The organism is Streptomyces sp. x-19 (assembly GCF_046549115.1).
GTDB lineage: Bacteria > Actinomycetota > Actinomycetes > Streptomycetales > Streptomycetaceae > Streptomyces > Streptomyces albulus_C.
Genome location: NZ_JAJPWK010000002.1, coordinates 588,335 through 602,544, shown reverse-complemented (window position 1 = coordinate 602,544; position 14,210 = coordinate 588,335). Strand labels below are relative to the sequence as shown.

General features: G+C 71.2%; 21 protein-coding genes. 8 read left to right on the top strand and 13 right to left on the bottom strand.

The features are described from left to right. Positions 1–187: 187 nt before the first annotated feature. Entirely contained in the window at positions 188–877 is a 690-nt protein-coding gene (locus ACLJT4_RS07245) for a DedA family protein (protein WP_411121497.1), read from the bottom strand. A gap of 204 nt (positions 878–1,081) precedes the next feature. Here ACLJT4_RS07245 and ACLJT4_RS07240 point away from each other — a divergent pair, with 204 nt between their 5' ends. Next, on the top strand, positions 1,082–1,450 hold the full coding sequence (locus ACLJT4_RS07240; protein ID WP_016578170.1) for a YbjQ family protein: 369 nt from the start codon (positions 1,082–1,084) through the stop codon (positions 1,448–1,450). Positions 1,451–1,487: 37 nt separating this feature from the next. Here ACLJT4_RS07240 and ACLJT4_RS07235 read toward each other — a convergent pair whose 3' ends face one another. Further along, complete coding sequence (locus ACLJT4_RS07235) at positions 1,488–2,246, bottom strand: MerR family transcriptional regulator (RefSeq protein ID WP_411121496.1); 759 nt, start codon at positions 2,244–2,246, stop codon at positions 1,488–1,490. 121 nt (positions 2,247–2,367) lie between these two features. On the opposite strand from ACLJT4_RS07235, the gene leuE reads away from it, so the two are divergent. From leuE to ACLJT4_RS07220, 3 genes are all read left to right on the top strand, one after another. Further along, positions 2,368–3,066 (top strand): leucine efflux protein LeuE, encoded by a 699-nt coding sequence (leuE, locus tag ACLJT4_RS07230; protein WP_411121495.1) that lies wholly within the window; start codon positions 2,368–2,370, stop codon positions 3,064–3,066. 112 nt (positions 3,067–3,178) lie between these two features. Next, positions 3,179–3,802, top strand: coding sequence for an NAD(P)H:quinone oxidoreductase (wrbA, locus tag ACLJT4_RS07225; RefSeq protein WP_411121494.1), 624 nt, complete (start codon positions 3,179–3,181; stop codon positions 3,800–3,802). Between the two features lie 16 nt (positions 3,803–3,818). After that, the gene (locus tag ACLJT4_RS07220) at positions 3,819–5,234 is read left to right on the top strand and encodes a glutamate decarboxylase (protein ID WP_411121493.1); all 1,416 of its coding nucleotides are present in this window, start codon (positions 3,819–3,821) and stop codon (positions 5,232–5,234) included. Between the two features lie 30 nt (positions 5,235–5,264). Here ACLJT4_RS07220 and ACLJT4_RS07215 read toward each other — a convergent pair whose 3' ends face one another. The 4 genes from ACLJT4_RS07215 to ACLJT4_RS07200 all read right to left on the bottom strand — a co-directional run bounded on the left by ACLJT4_RS07215 (position 5,265) and on the right by ACLJT4_RS07200 (position 9,089). Beyond that, entirely contained in the window at positions 5,265–5,915 is a 651-nt protein-coding gene (locus ACLJT4_RS07215) for a PadR family transcriptional regulator (RefSeq protein WP_411121492.1), read from the bottom strand. A gap of 76 nt (positions 5,916–5,991) precedes the next feature. Further along, the gene (locus ACLJT4_RS07210) at positions 5,992–6,540 is read right to left on the bottom strand and encodes a DinB family protein (protein WP_055583462.1); all 549 of its coding nucleotides are present in this window, start codon (positions 6,538–6,540) and stop codon (positions 5,992–5,994) included. A 163-nt stretch (positions 6,541–6,703) separates the two neighbouring features. Beyond that, entirely contained in the window at positions 6,704–8,161 is a 1,458-nt protein-coding gene (locus tag ACLJT4_RS07205) for an aldehyde dehydrogenase family protein (RefSeq protein ID WP_411121491.1), read from the bottom strand. Positions 8,162–8,225: 64 nt separating this feature from the next. Next, on the bottom strand, positions 8,226–9,089 hold the full coding sequence (locus ACLJT4_RS07200; RefSeq protein WP_411121490.1) for a helix-turn-helix domain-containing protein: 864 nt from the start codon (positions 9,087–9,089) through the stop codon (positions 8,226–8,228). Positions 9,090–9,404: 315 nt separating this feature from the next. Here ACLJT4_RS07200 and ACLJT4_RS07195 point away from each other — a divergent pair, with 315 nt between their 5' ends. Beyond that, the gene (locus tag ACLJT4_RS07195) at positions 9,405–9,914 is read left to right on the top strand and encodes an ATP-binding protein (RefSeq protein ID WP_411121489.1); all 510 of its coding nucleotides are present in this window, start codon (positions 9,405–9,407) and stop codon (positions 9,912–9,914) included. A 135-nt stretch (positions 9,915–10,049) separates the two neighbouring features. Here ACLJT4_RS07195 and ACLJT4_RS07190 read toward each other — a convergent pair whose 3' ends face one another. The 7 genes from ACLJT4_RS07190 to rpmG all read right to left on the bottom strand — a co-directional run bounded on the left by ACLJT4_RS07190 (position 10,050) and on the right by rpmG (position 13,274). Beyond that, a complete protein-coding gene (locus ACLJT4_RS07190) occupies positions 10,050–10,289 on the bottom strand; it encodes a DUF397 domain-containing protein (protein WP_411121488.1) in 240 nt (79 codons plus the stop codon). 118 nt (positions 10,290–10,407) lie between these two features. Next, complete coding sequence (locus ACLJT4_RS07185; RefSeq protein ID WP_411121487.1) at positions 10,408–10,890, bottom strand: SRPBCC family protein; 483 nt, start codon at positions 10,888–10,890, stop codon at positions 10,408–10,410. Continuing rightward, complete coding sequence (locus ACLJT4_RS07180; RefSeq protein ID WP_411121486.1) at positions 10,887–11,282, bottom strand: ArsR/SmtB family transcription factor; 396 nt, start codon at positions 11,280–11,282, stop codon at positions 10,887–10,889. Before ACLJT4_RS07180 ends, ACLJT4_RS07185 begins: the two co-directional genes overlap by 4 nt. Positions 11,283–11,391: 109 nt before the next feature. Then, entirely contained in the window at positions 11,392–11,628 is a 237-nt protein-coding gene (gene rpsR / locus ACLJT4_RS07175) for a 30S ribosomal protein S18 (RefSeq protein WP_016573103.1), read from the bottom strand. 73 nt (positions 11,629–11,701) lie between these two features. Further along, positions 11,702–12,850 carry a CobW family GTP-binding protein gene (locus tag ACLJT4_RS07170; protein ID WP_411121485.1) on the bottom strand — a complete coding sequence of 383 codons (1,149 nt, stop codon included), beginning with the start codon at positions 12,848–12,850 and terminating at the stop codon, positions 11,702–11,704. After that, positions 12,850–13,104, bottom strand: coding sequence for a type B 50S ribosomal protein L31 (locus ACLJT4_RS07165; protein WP_016573101.1), 255 nt, complete (start codon positions 13,102–13,104; stop codon positions 12,850–12,852). The genes ACLJT4_RS07170 and ACLJT4_RS07165 overlap by 1 nt, the downstream gene beginning before the upstream one ends. A 5-nt stretch (positions 13,105–13,109) precedes the next feature. Beyond that, a complete protein-coding gene (gene rpmG, locus ACLJT4_RS07160) occupies positions 13,110–13,274 on the bottom strand; it encodes a 50S ribosomal protein L33 (protein WP_016573100.1) in 165 nt (54 codons plus the stop codon). A gap of 74 nt (positions 13,275–13,348) precedes the next feature. On the opposite strand from rpmG, the gene rpmB reads away from it, so the two are divergent. From rpmB to tatA, 3 genes are all read left to right on the top strand, one after another. Continuing rightward, positions 13,349–13,585, top strand: coding sequence for a 50S ribosomal protein L28 (gene rpmB, locus ACLJT4_RS07155; protein ID WP_016573099.1), 237 nt, complete (start codon positions 13,349–13,351; stop codon positions 13,583–13,585). Then, positions 13,585–13,890, top strand: coding sequence for a 30S ribosomal protein S14 (rpsN, locus tag ACLJT4_RS07150; RefSeq protein WP_233661848.1), 306 nt, complete (start codon positions 13,585–13,587; stop codon positions 13,888–13,890). The genes rpmB and rpsN overlap by 1 nt, the downstream gene beginning before the upstream one ends. 109 nt (positions 13,891–13,999) lie before the next feature. Further along, complete coding sequence (tatA, locus tag ACLJT4_RS07145; RefSeq protein WP_016573097.1) at positions 14,000–14,197, top strand: Sec-independent protein translocase subunit TatA; 198 nt, start codon at positions 14,000–14,002, stop codon at positions 14,195–14,197. Positions 14,198–14,210: the final 13 nt, after the last annotated feature.

The following is a 14,210-nucleotide window of genomic DNA, read 5'->3' as shown; positions in this document are numbered from 1 at the left end:
CAGCAGTCCTGCACACCACCCCCGCAGGCCCGTCACCGCACCCAACAGCCCCGCGCAGCGGACACCGCCCCGCGCCGCAGGCGCAACGGCGAGACGACCCACGGCGGGACAGCCGACAACGCCCGCGCCGCCAGGCGCAAACGGCACCCCCCACGGCGGGCCGGCCGACCACGTGGGAAGCCCCACATCACCGCTTGGCGTGGCGCCCCCGCCCCTGCGGGGCCGTCGTGTCCGCCGCTGCGACGGCCGGTTCCTTCTTTGCCTTGGCGCGGGCGCGCAGGAACTCGATGGCGACCGGAATCACCGAGAGCAGCACGATTCCCACGAGGATCGCCTCGATGTTCTTGTGCACGAACTCGACGTTGCCCAGTGCGGCGCCCAGGAGCGTGACGCCGGCACCCCACAGCGTCCCGCCGATGACGTTGAAGGTGATGAAGGAGCGGTACTGCATCCGGCTCACGCCGGCGATGATCGGCGTGAAGGTCCGCACGATCGGCACGAACCGGGCCAGGATCAGCGACTTCGGGCCGTGCTTCTCGAAGAAGGCGTGCGCCTTCTCCACGTTCTCCTGCTTGAACAGTCGGGAGTCGGGTCGGGTGAAGAGCGAGGGGCCGACCTTGCGCCCGAAGAGGTAGCCGGCCTGGTCACCCAGTACGGCTGCCAGCACCACCAGCACGCACACCAGCCACAGCGGCGTGTCGATCTTGTTCGTCGTCACCATCAGGCCGGTGGTGAACAGCAGCGAGTCCCCGGGCAGGAAGAAGCCGATCAGCAGCCCGGACTCCGCGAAGACGATGAGCAGGACGCCGATCAGGCCGAATGTCGTGATCAAGTAGTCCGAGTTCAGCCACTGGGGGCCGAGCGCGAGAGTATTCACGGGGTGAAGGCTCCTGGGTCGAGGGCGCCCGGCTCGCGCGGTGCGGCGAGCGGAAGCGGAGGTGCAGGCGCAGTGTGCGGCCCAAAGCTATCAACGGACTATGGCGCCCAGCGGTTCCACGGCCCTCCCACCCGACCGCCCCCGGCCACTGGCCGCCCCCGCCGGGCCGGGCGATCCTGACCGAAAGGACAGGAGGTGCGGACCATGGGCATCGAGGAGTACGGCGGCGGACAGCAGACGCAGTCCGACGTCCTGGTCGTGACGACCAACGACGTACCGGGGTTTCACGTGAAACAGGTCATCGGCGAGGTCTTCGGCCTCACCGTGCGCTCCCGGCACCTCGGCAGCCAGATCGGCGCGGGACTGAAGTCGATGATCGGCGGTGAGCTGCGCGGCCTGACCAAGACCCTCGTGCAGACCCGCAACCAGGCCATGGAACGCCTGGTGGAGCAGGCCCGCGCACGCGGTGCGAACGCGGTCCTGATGTTCCGCTTCGACGTCACCGAGGCCGCCGACGTCGGCACCGAGGTCTGCGCGTACGGCACGGCCGTGGTGCTGGAACCGGCGGGCTGACCGGCCTCGGCGGGCCACGCGCGGCCCGGCCCGCCGCTCACCCGTTGCGCGCCGCGTTCGCCACCATCGCGTCCCGCAGGTACGCCGCGAGCCCCGGCCGGATCGCCTCGTAGGTGGCGGTGAACCGTTCGTCGGCGACGTACATCTCGCCGAGTCCGGCGTGGATCTCGTGGGTGCAGTCGTAGTACGCGCGGCCGATGAACCGCCGGTGCTCCTCGGCGACGTCCATCGCCGCCGCGGAATCCGCCGGCACCCCCTGCGCGAGCAGCTCCGCCATCGTGCGGTGGAGGGTGTCGAACTCCGCCGTCAGCCGCTTCCAGTCGTCCTTGGTGTACGTGGCCGTCCGGCGCCGGGACTGCTCGTGGGCGTCGGTGCCGCCCCAGCGCCGGGCCGCTTCCTCGGCGTGCCGGTCGGGGTCGAAGTCCCCGAAGACCTCGAACTTCTCCTCCGGGGTGAGCCGTACGTTCATCCTGCGTGCCTCCATGGCGTGTTCGACGGCGGCGGCCATCTTCTGGAGCGTCCCGATCCGCGTGGTCAGGAGTGCGTGCTGGCGCCGCAGGTGTTCCTGCGGGTCCGCGTCCGGGTCGTCCAGGAGGGCCGCCACCTCGTCGAGCGGAAAGCCCAGCTCCCGGTAGAACAGGATCTGCTGGAGCCGGTCCAGGTCGTCGTCGCCGTAGCGCCGGTGCCCCGCGTGGCTGCGGGCGCCGGGCACCAGCAGCCCGATCTCGTCGTAGTGGTGCAAGGTGCGCACCGTGACTCCGGCGAGATCGGCGACCTGGCCCACCGAATAGCTCACTTCCGCTCCCTCGTCGGTCGTCGGTACGCACGTCACGATGGCTCCTCACGCCACGTGAGGTGCAAGTCCGGATGGTGAAAGCCCGGTGAGGCGGCCGAGCGGCGGGTGAGATCCTCCGCACATGCTCGGAATAACGGATCTGCCCACGTATCTGGTGGGCCTCGCCCTCATCGTCCTGCTGCCGGGGCCGAACTCGCTGTACGTCGTGTCGGTGGCCGCCCGGCGCGGCCGTCGCGTGGCGTACCGGGCCGCGGCGGGCGTGCTGTGCGGCGACACGGTGCTGATGACGTTGTCGGCGGGCGGGGTGGCCTCGCTGTTGACGACGAGCCCGGTGCTGTTCGGCATCGTGAAGTTCGTCGGCGCGGGCTATCTGACGTGGCTGGCGGTCGGGATGCTGCGCGGCGCCTGGTCGCTGTGGCGCGACGGCCGGGCCCGCCGGGCGCTGCGGGACGAGGCGGCGCGGCAGGCGGCCGGAGAGGCCCCCGCGGCTGCTGCGGAGGCGCCGAAGGCCACCGTCGAGCGGCCGTTCCGTCGGGCGCTGGTGGTCAGTCTGCTCAACCCCAAGGCGATCCTCTTCTTCATCTCCTTCTTCGTGCAGTTCGTGGACCCCTCCTACGCGCACCCGGTGCTGTCGTTCGTGACCCTCGGCGCCTGGGCCCAGCTCTTCAGCTTCACCTACCTGTCGCTGCTGATCTTCAGCGGGACGTTCCTGGCGGCGACCTTCCGCCGTCGCAAGCGGCTGACGGCCGGTCTCTCCGCCGGTGCCGGCGCCGCCTTCCTCGGCTTCGCCGCGAAGCTGTCGCTGGCCAGTACCAGCTGACCGCCACGGGCCGGGTCCGCGAAGGGCCCGGCCCGGTCGCGCTTCCACTGGGCGAACCCTGGAGGCCGCAGACACCCCATGCCCCTATTGTCGGGTTTCAGGAGGTGCGTCCATGCCCGTGCACGACGTCAACGTCGCCGTCATCTACTACTCGTCGACCGGCACCGTCGCCGAACTCGCCCGGCTGATCGCCGACGCCGCCGAGCACGCGGGCGCCGACGTCCGGCTGCGCCGGGCCGCCGAACTGGCACCGCGGTCCGCCATCGACTCCAACCCGGCCTGGGCGGCCAACGTCGCGGCCACCGCCGACATCCTGGAGGCGACCCACGACGACGTGCTCTGGGCGGACGCCGTGCTCTTCGGCACCCCCACCCGCTTCGGCAACGTGACGTCCCAGCTCAAGCAGTTCGTGGACACCCTGGGCGGCCTCTGGCAGCAGGGCCGCCTGGCCGACAAGGTCTACAGCGGCTTCACCGCCTCCGCCACCAAGCACGGCGGCCAGGAGTCCACCCTCCTGGCGCTCTACAACACGATCCACCACTTCGGCGGCATCCTCATCGCCCCGGGCTACACCGACCCGGCGAAGTTCACCGACGGCAACCCCTACGGCACCTCGCACGTCGGCGGCCCGGACACCCCGGTCGACGCCGACGCCGCCACCGCCGCCCGCGTCCAGGCGGCGCGGGTGGTGCGGTTCGCCAAGGCCATCAAGGCCGGCCTGGCCGCCACGAGCTGACGAAAGGCCGCAGCAGATGCCCCTGCACAACGGCGACGCCGAACGCCCCCGCGACCACCGGCGGCACCCGGTCAACCCCTTCTACGGCGAGGCCGACCCGGTCGCCGGGATGGCCACCTCTCCCCCGGTGCACGCCCTTCCCGACGGCCCGATCTCCCCCCACAACGCCTACCAGTTCGTCCACGACGAGCTGATGCTGGACGGCAACGCCCGGCTCAACCTCGCCACCTTCGTCACCACGTGGATGGAGCCGCAGGCCACCGTCCTGATGTCGGAGTGCCGCGACAAGAACATGATCGACAAGGACGAGTACCCGCGCACCGCCGAACTGGAGCGGCGCTGCGTGGCGATGCTCGCCAACCTCTGGCACGCCCCCGACCCGAGCGCCATCATGGGCTGCTCCACCACCGGCTCCAGCGAGGCGTGCATGCTCGCCGGCATGGCTCTCAAGCGCCGCTGGGCCAGGCGCAACCAGGACCGCTATCCCGGCACCGCCCGGCCGAACCTCGTCATGGGCGCCAACGTCCAGGTCTGCTGGGAGAAGTTCTGCAACTTCTGGGAGGTCGAGGCCCGCCAGGTCCCCATGGAGGGCGACCGCTTCCACCTGGACGCGGATTCCGCCGCCGCGCTCTGCGACGAGAACACCATCGGCGTCGTCGCCGTCCTCGGCTCGACCTTCGACGGCTCCTACGAGCCGGTGGCGGAGATCTGCGGGGCGCTCGACGCGCTCCAGGAACACACCGGTCTGGACGTCCCCGTCCACGTGGACGGCGCCTCCGGCGCGATGGTCGCGCCGTTCCTCGACCCCGAGCTAGTGTGGGACTTCCGCCTCCCCCGGGTCGCCTCGATCAACACCTCCGGCCACAAGTACGGCCTGGTCTACCCGGGCGTCGGCTGGGCGCTCTGGCGCAACCAGGAGGCGCTCCCCGAGGAACTGGTCTTCCGCGTCAACTACCTGGGCGGCGACCTCCCCACCTTCGCCCTCAACTTCTCCCGCCCCGGCGCCCAGGTCGCCGCCCAGTACTACACGTTCCTGCGGCTGGGCCGGGACGGCTACCGCGCCGTCCAGCAGGTCACCCGCGACGTGGCCCGCTCGATGGCCGAACGGATCGGTGCGCTGGGCGACTTCCGGCTGCTCACCCGCGGCGACCAACTGCCGGTCTTCGCCTTCACCACCGCCGACGACGTCACGGCCTTCGACGTCTTCGACGTGTCCCGGCGGTTGAAGGAGCGCGGGTGGCTGGTCCCCGCCTACACCTTCCCGCCCAACCGCCAGGACCTCTCCGTCCTGCGGGTGGTCTGCCGCAACGGTTTCTCCCTGGACCTGGCCGACAACTTCCTGGCCGACCTGGAGGAGTTGCTCCCCGAACTCCGGCGGCAGCCGGCCCCGTTGGGCCGCTCGGAGAACGTCGCCACCGCCTTCCACCACTGATCGCCGCGGGCCCCGGGGACCCGCCGGCCGTCAGTCGGTGCCCGGCTGTTGGGCGTCGGCGTCGTCCCGCACCGCGTACGGGTTCGGCTGCCCCGGCGCGAGCACCCCCACGAACGGCGCGCCCTCGCCGGCGAAGACGTACGCCCCGCCCTCGATCCGCGCGATCAGGCCGCGGGTCCACTCCACGCCGCTGTCCGTCGCGTGCACCCACATGTGCATGATCTCGCCGATGTGGCCGAGTTCCCCGGCCCCGCCTTCGGGCGCGTAGGACGACGTGACGGTGGTCCGCCACTCCGTGAGCGCCCGCACCCGCTCCTTGAGCAGCGCCACCGCCTCCGCCCGCGGCAGATCGACGAGGAAGCCGAGGCCGGCGCTGAGCAGGTCGGTCTTCGGGTCGCGCTGCACCAGCGCCGCCCGCAGCAGCCGGAAGTACTCCTCCTCGCCCGCCGGGGTCAGCTCGTACTCGGTGCGCGGCGGGCCGCCCGCGGTGCTCGGCGCGGTGTCGTGGGCGTGCAGCAGTTGCTGCTTCGCCATCTGCTTGAGCGCGTGGTAGATCGACCCGGGCTTGGCGTTGGACCACTCGTGCGCGCCCCAGTACTCCAGGTCGTTGCGGACCTGGTAGCCGTGCGCCCGACCGTGCTGCCGCACGGCGCCGAGCACCAGCAGCCGGATCGCCGACATCGCCACTCCCGTCCCGGCGCGCGGTCCCGTCCGCGCCCTGCCGCCACCCTAGGCCGCCGGCCGCGGCGACCGGCCGCTACCCCTCTCGCGCCGTGCGCTCCTCGTCGACCAGCACGAAGGCCGTCTTGCCGTCCAGGGACTCCCGGACGATGTCGGCATGGCCCGCGTGCCGTGCGGTCTCCTCGATCAGGTGCAGCAGCAGCCACCGCATCGACTGCCGGGCGTCCTTGGGGAACCACGGGGCCGGCGGCAGCGGGAAGGTGTCGTCGAGGCTGGGCACCGACCGGATGAACTTCTCCGTCTCGGCCGCGACGCCCGCCCAGAACTCCAGCGTCCCCGCGACGGTCTCGCCGTCCTGGAGCTGGAACCCGAGGTGCCAACTGCTCTGATCGCGCGGAACGGAGGGCTCCCGCTGCTGCGCGAACTCCAGCCAGCGCTGCTCCACCTCGGCGACGTGCTTGACCAACCCGCCCAGCGACAGCTCGCTGGCGCTCGGCTGCTGCTTGGCCTGCGCGTCGGTCAGACCCAGGACGGCCCGGCGCAGCCCGCCGCGCTGCGCCTCCAAGAAGGCCAGCAGCGCTCCGCGCTCATCACCGTGGGCCTCGGCCAGAACATGAGTGGGCATGGTGGTTCCACCTTTCGTCACGCCAGCGGGTGCGGCACCGCGCACTGGCCGGCACCGAACCGTCCGCCCGCTTCCCGATGTCTCCGACCCTACGAACCACCTAGGACAGCAAGCGTCCTATATCCCCGCGGACCGCTCGCGCGCCGTGTCGCATCCCCCGTCCTCAGAGAGGGAACGACGTCCGCCCGTGCTGGATCGACACCCACTTCTGCGTCGTGAACGCCTCGACCGTGGACTCGCCGTTCAGCCGTCCGATGCCGGAGAACTTCTCGCCGCCGAACGCCACCTGCGGCTCGTCGTGCACCGTCCCGTCGTTGACGTGGACCATCCCGGTCTCGATCCGCTGGGCGATCCGCGCCCCGCGCTCCACGTTGGCGGTGTGCACCGCTCCGCTGAGTCCGTACGGGGTGTCGTTGGCGATCCGCACCGCCTCGTCCTCGCCGTCGAACGGCACCAGCAGCGCCACCGGCCCGAACAGTTCCTGGCCGTGCAGGGCGGAGTCCGCGGGCAGCCCGGCCAGCACGCTCGGCTCGACGAGGTTGCCCTCCGTGCGGCCGCGCAGCAGCGCCGTGGCGCCCTCGGCTATCGCCCGGTCCACGAGCGAGGTCAGCGCGTCCGCCTGGAAGGTGTTGATCAGCGGGCCGATCTGGGTGCGCGGATCCCGCGGGTCACCGGTCCGCAGCGCCGCCACCTTGGCCACGAACTTCTCGGTGAACTCGGCCTCCACCGCGCGGTCCAGCAGCACCCGGTTGGCCGCCATGCAGACCTGCCCCTGGTAGACGAACCGGCTGAAGACCGCGGCGTCCACCGCGTAGTCGACGTCGGCGTCGTCCATCACGATCAGCGCGCTGTTGCCGCTGAGTTCGAGGACCACCCGCTTGAAGTGCCCGGCGCTGACCGACGCCACGTGCCGGCCGACCTTGTCCGAGCCGGCGAACGAGATGACCCGGGGCACCGGGTGCTCGATCAGCGCGTCCCCGATCTCCGCGATGTCGGTGATCAACACGTTGAGCAGGCCGTCCGGCAGCCCCGCGTCCTGGAACAGCTTGGCGATCAGGCCGCCGCCGGTGATGGGGGTGTTCTGGTTGGGCTTGACGACCACCGCGTTGCCCAGCGCCAGCGCCGGCGCCACGGACTTCATGGAGATCAGGAACGGGAAGTTGAACGGGCTGACCACGCCGATGACCCCGACCGGCCGGGTGTAGACGCGGTTCTCCTTGCCGTCCACCGGCGACGGCAGTATCCGGCCCTGCGGCCGCAGCGCCAACTGGATCGCCTCACGGACGAACTCCTTGGCGAGCCGCACCTCGTACTCCGCCTTGATGCGGGTGCCGCCCAGTTCGAGGACGAGGGCCTCGATGATCTCGCCCTCGCGCTCCTCGATCAGCCGTAGCAGCCGCTCGGTGACCTGCCGCCGTTCGTAGGGGTTCCGCAGCGCCCAGTCCCGCTGCGCCCGCTCGGCGGCGCGGTAGGCCGCATCGACCTGGTCCGCGCCGGCGACCGTGATCGACGCCAGCTTCTCCTGGTCGTAGGGGTTGAAATCGATGATGTCCCACGAGCCACTGCCGGCCCGCCACTCACCGTCGATGAACTGGTAGGCCAGGTCTGCGAAGAAGGACATGGCATCCCTACTCTGTGCGGCACTGCTCTGCGGGGGGCTGATCCAGTGTCATCCTACTGCCGGGTTACGTGAGTTGGAGTAGACCACGCAGCAGGTCCCTGGTGCCGGACGGGTTCGGGCTGTCCTCCTGGAGCCGCTCCATCGCCCGCTCGTAGAGCGCGACCTCCTCCGGCTTGTCCACGTAGAGGGCGCTGGTCAGCTGCTCCAGATAGACGACGTCGGACAGGTCGGACTCCGGGAAGCGCAGCATGGTGAACGCACCGCTCTCCCCCGCGTGCCCGCCGAAGTTGAACGGCATCACCTGGAGCCGCACGTTCGGACGCTCGGAGATGTCGATCAGGTGCTTCAACTGCCCCCGCATAACCGCCCGTCCACCGTAGGGGCGGCGCAGCGCGGCCTCGTCGAGGACGCAGTGCAGTTGCGGCGCCCGTTCGGACAGCAGCAGCTTCTGCCGCTCCTGGCGCAGCGCGACCCGGCGCTGGACGTCGGCGGCCGACGCGTCCGGCATACCGCGGGAGACCACGGCGTGCGCGTACTCCTCGGTCTGCAACAGCCCGTGGACGAACTGGACTTCGTAGACGCGCAGGAGCGATGCGGCCCCTTCCAGGCCCACGTACGTCTGGAACCACCCGGGCAGCACGTCGCTGTAACTGTGCCACCAGCCCGCGACGTTCGCCTCCTTGGCCAGTGAGAGCAGCGCCTCGCGCTCCTGCTCGTCGCTCACGCCGTAGAGCGTGAGGAGATCTGCGACATCGCGTGCCTTGAAGCTCACCCTGCCCAACTCCATGCGGCTGATCTTCGATTCGGACGCACGGATCGAGTAGCCGGCCGCTTCACGGGTTATCCCGCGCGACTCACGCAGCCGACGGAGCTGGGATCCGAGCAGGATCCGCCGCACCACCGACCCGCCCGACTCACTTGCGGACACCTCTCTGACCCTCCTGTGACCCCACCCCGTCCAACAGTGGGCCGCAGTCTGCCACGTTCAGGCTTCGTTCAGTGCTCATGTGGTTACTGATATGTGCGGCCCCTGCAAGCCCTCCACAAGAAATCACAGGAAGAATACGGCGCTTATACATCCAGCCCTACGCAATCGCGTCAGCTGCACGTGCATCTGCCCTTGCATCTGCCCTACGCATTGGGAACCATGGGCATCGCACGCATGCACGCTCGTGAAAGATCCGCCAGATCCCCGGCTGACCGGCCTGGGTCATGACGTCCGCGAACGCCAGGAGTGCCTCGCATGGGGACCAAGGTTTCGACCATGCTCGACTTCGAGCCTTTATGGCAGGGCTTTCCTCCCGTCGACCCCTTGGCCGTCTCCGGTTCCGCGTCCTGCCCGCTCCCGCCCCGTTACGAATCGGTCGGCGGCGCCCGCAAGTTCACCCGTGACACGCTCGTCGGCTGGGGCCTGGAGGAACTCTTCGACGGCGTCGGCCTGGTCGTCTCCGAGCTCGTCACCAACGCCCTGCGGCACGCGGTCCTCGCCGCCCCGGAGCACCCCCGTTTCGGTGCGGACTTCACCGACGGTGCCCTGCCCGCCCGGCTCCACCTGATGCGCTGGTCCTCCCGGCTGGTCTGCGCGGTGCGCGACCCCAGCGACGCCTCTCCGGAGGCCGGCGAGGCGGACTCCGCCGACGAATCGGGCCGCGGGCTCTACCTCGTGGACTCGTTCAGCGACAGCTGGGGCTGGCACCGGTTGTCCGGGGGCCGGCACGGCAAGATCGTGTGGGCCCTCTTCCGGCTGCCGTGAGGGCCGCCGTGCGGTCCGTGCCGACCGGCTGACCGCTTCCGCCGTCCATCCTCGCGCAAACGGGCGCCCGCACGACGCGGGCGCCCGTCTTCCGTGTGCGCGCCGACCGCGACCGCGTCGGCGCCGCCGGTCCGCTCAGTCGCGCACCAGGTGGTCGAACTCCCCGTCCTTGATGCCCAACAGCATCGCCTCGACCTCGGCCGGTGTGTAGACCAGCGCCGGGCCGTCGGGGAAACGGGAGTTGCGCACCGCTATGTCGCCCCCGGGCAGCTTCGCGAATTCCACGCAGGAGCCCTGGGAATTGCTGTGCCGGCTCTTCTGCCAGGCCACGTCGCGGAGCTCCGTTGCGGCCATGCCGTTGTATGCGTGGGGCACAGGGCTCTCCCGGGTGGTGAACTCGGTGATAAACGGTGTCAACTGCCCGGGATCATAGCTGCGTTCACATGCGGATGCATGCGCAGATGCACGTGCACGACAGGGGGTGCCGGGCCGGTCACATTTTGTTGAGCACCTTCCCCAAAGCGTCCGTCACAATCGACCGCCAGCCGCCCCCCATGATGCGGTGCGCCTGCACCTGGTACGGGTCGTCCGGGTCGAAGCCCTCGTGGACGAGGAAGAGACGCGTGCCGCGCCCTTCGGGTTCCAAGGTCCAGGTGAGCGTCCAGTCCGCGCGGTTGCCCTGGCCCTCGTCGGCGTCCCGCCAACGCAGCCGCAGCATCCGCTCCGCCTCGAACGCGACGACCTCGGCGACCACCGCGCCGGAGAAGTTGGTGTTCGGCCGGGGCAGGGTCCGCATCGCGTAGCGGTGGCCGACCTCCAGCCGGAAGTCGCCGGGCATCATCCACTGCGCGATCAGCTCCGGCTCGGTCAGCGCCCGCCAGACCTTCGCGGGAGGATGCGGCAGGAAGTGGTCGACGCGGAGCGTCGTCGCGTCCGCCGGGTCGTCGTCGGGAACCGGGATGCCGTGGGTGTTCATTGCGCCTCTTCGCGGGGGATTGCGTGGGGGTTCTCGTGGGGGATGCGGTCGAGCAGCTCGCCCAGGCTCGCGAGCTTCGCGCGCCAGAACCGCTCGTAGGGTCCGAGCCAGTCCTGCACCTCGCACAGCGGTGCGGCCTCCAGGCGGTAGATCCGCTGCCGGCCGGCCCGCCGCTCGCTCACCAGCCCCGCCTCGCGCAGCACCTTCAGGTGCTCGGACAGGCTGGGCCGGCTCATCGCGAAGTGCTCGGCCAGCGCCCGGACCGGTTGCGGCCCGTCGTCGCGCAGCAGGCGGAGCAGCTCGCGCCGGGTGGCGTTGGCGAGCGCCGCGAAGACCCGGTCCTGAGCGTTTGCGGACGGCACGGGGAGCGGCGGTGCAGGAGTGGCGTTCACATCCCCCAAAATAAGTAGGAGATTCCCTACGCGTCAAACGTAGGGAATCTCCTACCGGTCCCGAGGGGCGGCGCCGGCTGCCGGGAGCCCCGCCCCCGCGAGGTCCGCGTCACCGCGAGGAGTACGGCAACAGCGCCATCTCCCGGGCGTTCTTGATCGCGCGAGACAGCTGCCGCTGCTGCCGGGCGGTGACCCGGGTGACCCGACGGCTGCGGATCTTGCCGCGGTCCGAGACGAACTTCCGCAGCAGATCGGTGTCCTTGTAGTCGACGTACGTGATCCCGGCCGCGTCCAGCGGGTTGCGGCGGGGCACGGCCGTGCGGCGCGCGTCGTGGCGACGGGTCATGGCGGGGTTTCCTTCTCGGGGTGGAGGGACTGGTTCCGGGCGGGTAAACGGCCGGTTCGAGGGGGGCCCGGCATCACGACACCGGATCGAGCAGCACGTCGAAGGCGGGCGACAGGCCCTTCCAGGCCGCCGGACCGCCCGCGTACTCGGCGTCGGTGAGCAGGCAGGACGCCAACAGGTCACGCAGCCCCGAGCGGTCCAGCCCGGGCGAGGTGAACGTCAGGTACTGCCCCCGGTCGCCGTGCTCGGGATGCCAGTCCAGCGCGGCGGCCGCCCGGCGCACCGGCGGCACCAGCTCCCAGGCGGCGTCCGGCAGCGCGGCCAGCCACGGCCCGGCGTTCTCCACGCACAGCGCGCCGCCGGCGGCGTCCCAGGACAGCAGCGTGTCCGGCCGGTCGGCCAGCCAGAACCTGCCGCGGCTGCGGGCCGCCGCGCACGTCAGGTCCTCCAGGGCCGCGTAGAGCCGCTCCGGGTGGAAGGGCCGGGCGCCGCGCCAGACGAACGTGCCCACGCCGGCCGCCTCGGCCTCCTGCGGCAGCAGCGCGCAGGCCGGGTGCTGTCGGCTCGCCGCGGCCTCCACGTCGAAGCCGGCCAGCGCGGCGGCCGCCAGCTCCACGGAGTCCACGGCCACCTGGCGCGCCATCGGGTGCAGTTGCGCCAGCAGCGCGTGGTCGGCGTCGTCCGCGGCCTCCTCCCCGCAGGCCAGGGCCAGCACCGGGGCGTACTCCAACTGCCGCGCCCAGGTGTCGGCGACGGTCCGCTGGTCGGAGGCGGCGGCCGCCAGCCCGGCCTCGGCCAGGTCGTCGCCGCAGCTGAGGTAGGGCAGCAGCAGCGCCGGGTCGACCGCCGTGATCACGCCGGTCAGCGCCAGGTTCGCGCTGCCGCACGAGGCGACCACCTCGGCCATCGCCTTCGGCTCGACCGAGTCCCACAGCTCGACGATGGCCAGCCGGCAGGTCCGGCCGGCGGCCAGCCGCTCCAGTTCGGGCACCAGGTCCTCGCGCAGCGCACAGCAAGCACAGTCGTTGACCAGCGGCGCCTCACCGGTGTCCAGCGTGCCGCCGGCGTCGCGGACCGTGCGCCGCACGGTGCCGTCGGCCGCGGCGGCCAGGTCGTGGTGGAGGGCGACGCTGCCGGGGACGGTCCGCAGCAGCCGCTCGACGGCGGCCCGCCGGGCGTCCGCGTGCAGGCCGCCCACCAGCGCCACGCTCAGCCGCTCCATCAGCGGGCCCCGCGCTTGCCGTACCGGCGCTCGAACCGCTCGACGCGGCCGGCGGTGTCCAGCACCCGGGCGGCGCCCGTGTAGAAGGGGTGGCTCGCCGAGGAGATCTCGACGTCGATGACGGGATAGGTGTTGCCGTCCTCCCACTCGACCGTCTTGTCGCTGGTCATGGTCGAGCGGGTCAGGAAGGCGAAGTCCCCGGCCCGGTCGCGGAAGACGACGGGCCCGTAGGCGGGGTGGATTCCGGGCTTCATCGCGCTCAGCGCTCCTCTCGGAAGGTGACGTGCCGACCGACCACGGGGTCGTACTTGCGCAGTTCCAGGCGGTCGGGGTCGTTGCGGCGGTTTTTGCGGGTGACGTAGGTGAACCCGGTGCCGGCGGTGGACCGGAGCTTGATGACCGGGCGTATGTCGTTGCGGGCCATGCCAGGTAGTATACGCAAATGGTTTCCATTTTCAATAAGCCCGCACAGGGCCCGACCACCGGAGGGACCGCACCATGTCCGCCCACTGCCAGCTGACCGGCCGCAAGCCGGGCTTCGGCAAGTCCGTCTCCCACTCGCACCGCCGCACCCCGCGGCGCTTCGACCCCAACGTCCAGCGCAAGCGCTACTGGCTGGCGAGCGAGGGCCGCCACGTCCGGCTGACCCTGAGCACCAAGGCGATCAGGACCGTCGACGCGATCGGCGTCGAAGCGGCCGTCGCCCGCATCCGCGCCCGCGGGGAGAAGGTCTGATGGCCAAGAAGAGCAAGATCGCCAAGAACGAGCGCCGGCGCGCCACGGTCGCCCGGTACGCGGCCCGCCGGGCCGTCCTCAAGGCCGTCATCCGCGACCCGCGCGCCCCCGACGAGGAGCGCACCGCCGCCCGACGGGAGCTGTCCCGTCAGCCGCGGGACGCCAGCGCCACCCGCGTCCGCAACCGCGACGGCGTAGACGGCCGCCCGCGCGGCTACTTCCGGGCCTTCGGCCTCTCCCGGCTCAACCTCCGCGACCAGGCCCACAAGGGCCACCTCCCGGGGGTCACCAAGTCCAGCTGGTGACCCCACACCCGGCTGCCCGCCCCGAACGCGCCCCCGGGGGCCGGGCAGCCGGGCCGTTGGGGTAATACTGGGCAGACCCCCCACCGCCCCGACGAAAGCGAGAGCGCCCGTGCTGCGCAACGCCCTGGAGCCCTGGCACCTGTTCTTGATCCTGGCCGTCCTCGTCCTGGTCTTCGGCTCCAAGAAGCTCCCCGACATGGCGCGCGGCCTCGGCCGCTCGATGCGCATCCTCAAGTCGGAGGCCAAGGCCCTCAAGGACGAGCGCCCCACCGAGGCCGCCCGCACGGAGCAGCCCGCCGGCAACTGACCCGGCCCCGCCC

What these genes read in the sequence shown, in the direction of transcription:
- ACLJT4_RS07240 (WP_016578170.1), top strand. Translation starts at nt 1,082, where the DNA reads ATGGGCATCGAGGAGTACGGCGGCGGACAGCAGACGCAGTCCGACGTC.
- leuE (WP_411121495.1), top strand. Translation starts at nt 2,368, where the DNA reads ATGCTCGGAATAACGGATCTGCCCACGTATCTGGTGGGCCTCGCCCTC.
- wrbA (WP_411121494.1), top strand. Translation starts at nt 3,179, where the DNA reads ATGCCCGTGCACGACGTCAACGTCGCCGTCATCTACTACTCGTCGACC.
- ACLJT4_RS07220 (WP_411121493.1), top strand. Translation starts at nt 3,819, where the DNA reads ATGCCCCTGCACAACGGCGACGCCGAACGCCCCCGCGACCACCGGCGG.
- ACLJT4_RS07215 (WP_411121492.1), bottom strand. Translation starts at nt 5,915, where the DNA reads ATGTCGGCGATCCGGCTGCTGGTGCTCGGCGCCGTGCGGCAGCACGGT.
- ACLJT4_RS07210 (WP_055583462.1), bottom strand. Translation starts at nt 6,540, where the DNA reads ATGCCCACTCATGTTCTGGCCGAGGCCCACGGTGATGAGCGCGGAGCG.
- ACLJT4_RS07205 (WP_411121491.1), bottom strand. Translation starts at nt 8,161, where the DNA reads ATGTCCTTCTTCGCAGACCTGGCCTACCAGTTCATCGACGGTGAGTGG.
- ACLJT4_RS07195 (WP_411121489.1), top strand. Translation starts at nt 9,405, where the DNA reads ATGGGGACCAAGGTTTCGACCATGCTCGACTTCGAGCCTTTATGGCAG.
- ACLJT4_RS07185 (WP_411121487.1), bottom strand. Translation starts at nt 10,890, where the DNA reads ATGAACACCCACGGCATCCCGGTTCCCGACGACGACCCGGCGGACGCG.
- rpsR (WP_016573103.1), bottom strand. Translation starts at nt 11,628, where the DNA reads ATGACCCGTCGCCACGACGCGCGCCGCACGGCCGTGCCCCGCCGCAAC.
- ACLJT4_RS07170 (WP_411121485.1), bottom strand. Translation starts at nt 12,850, where the DNA reads ATGGAGCGGCTGAGCGTGGCGCTGGTGGGCGGCCTGCACGCGGACGCC.
- ACLJT4_RS07165 (WP_016573101.1), bottom strand. Translation starts at nt 13,104, where the DNA reads ATGAAGCCCGGAATCCACCCCGCCTACGGGCCCGTCGTCTTCCGCGAC.
- rpmG (WP_016573100.1), bottom strand. Translation starts at nt 13,274, where the DNA reads ATGGCCCGCAACGACATACGCCCGGTCATCAAGCTCCGGTCCACCGCC.
- rpmB (WP_016573099.1), top strand. Translation starts at nt 13,349, where the DNA reads ATGTCCGCCCACTGCCAGCTGACCGGCCGCAAGCCGGGCTTCGGCAAG.
- rpsN (WP_233661848.1), top strand. Translation starts at nt 13,585, where the DNA reads ATGGCCAAGAAGAGCAAGATCGCCAAGAACGAGCGCCGGCGCGCCACG.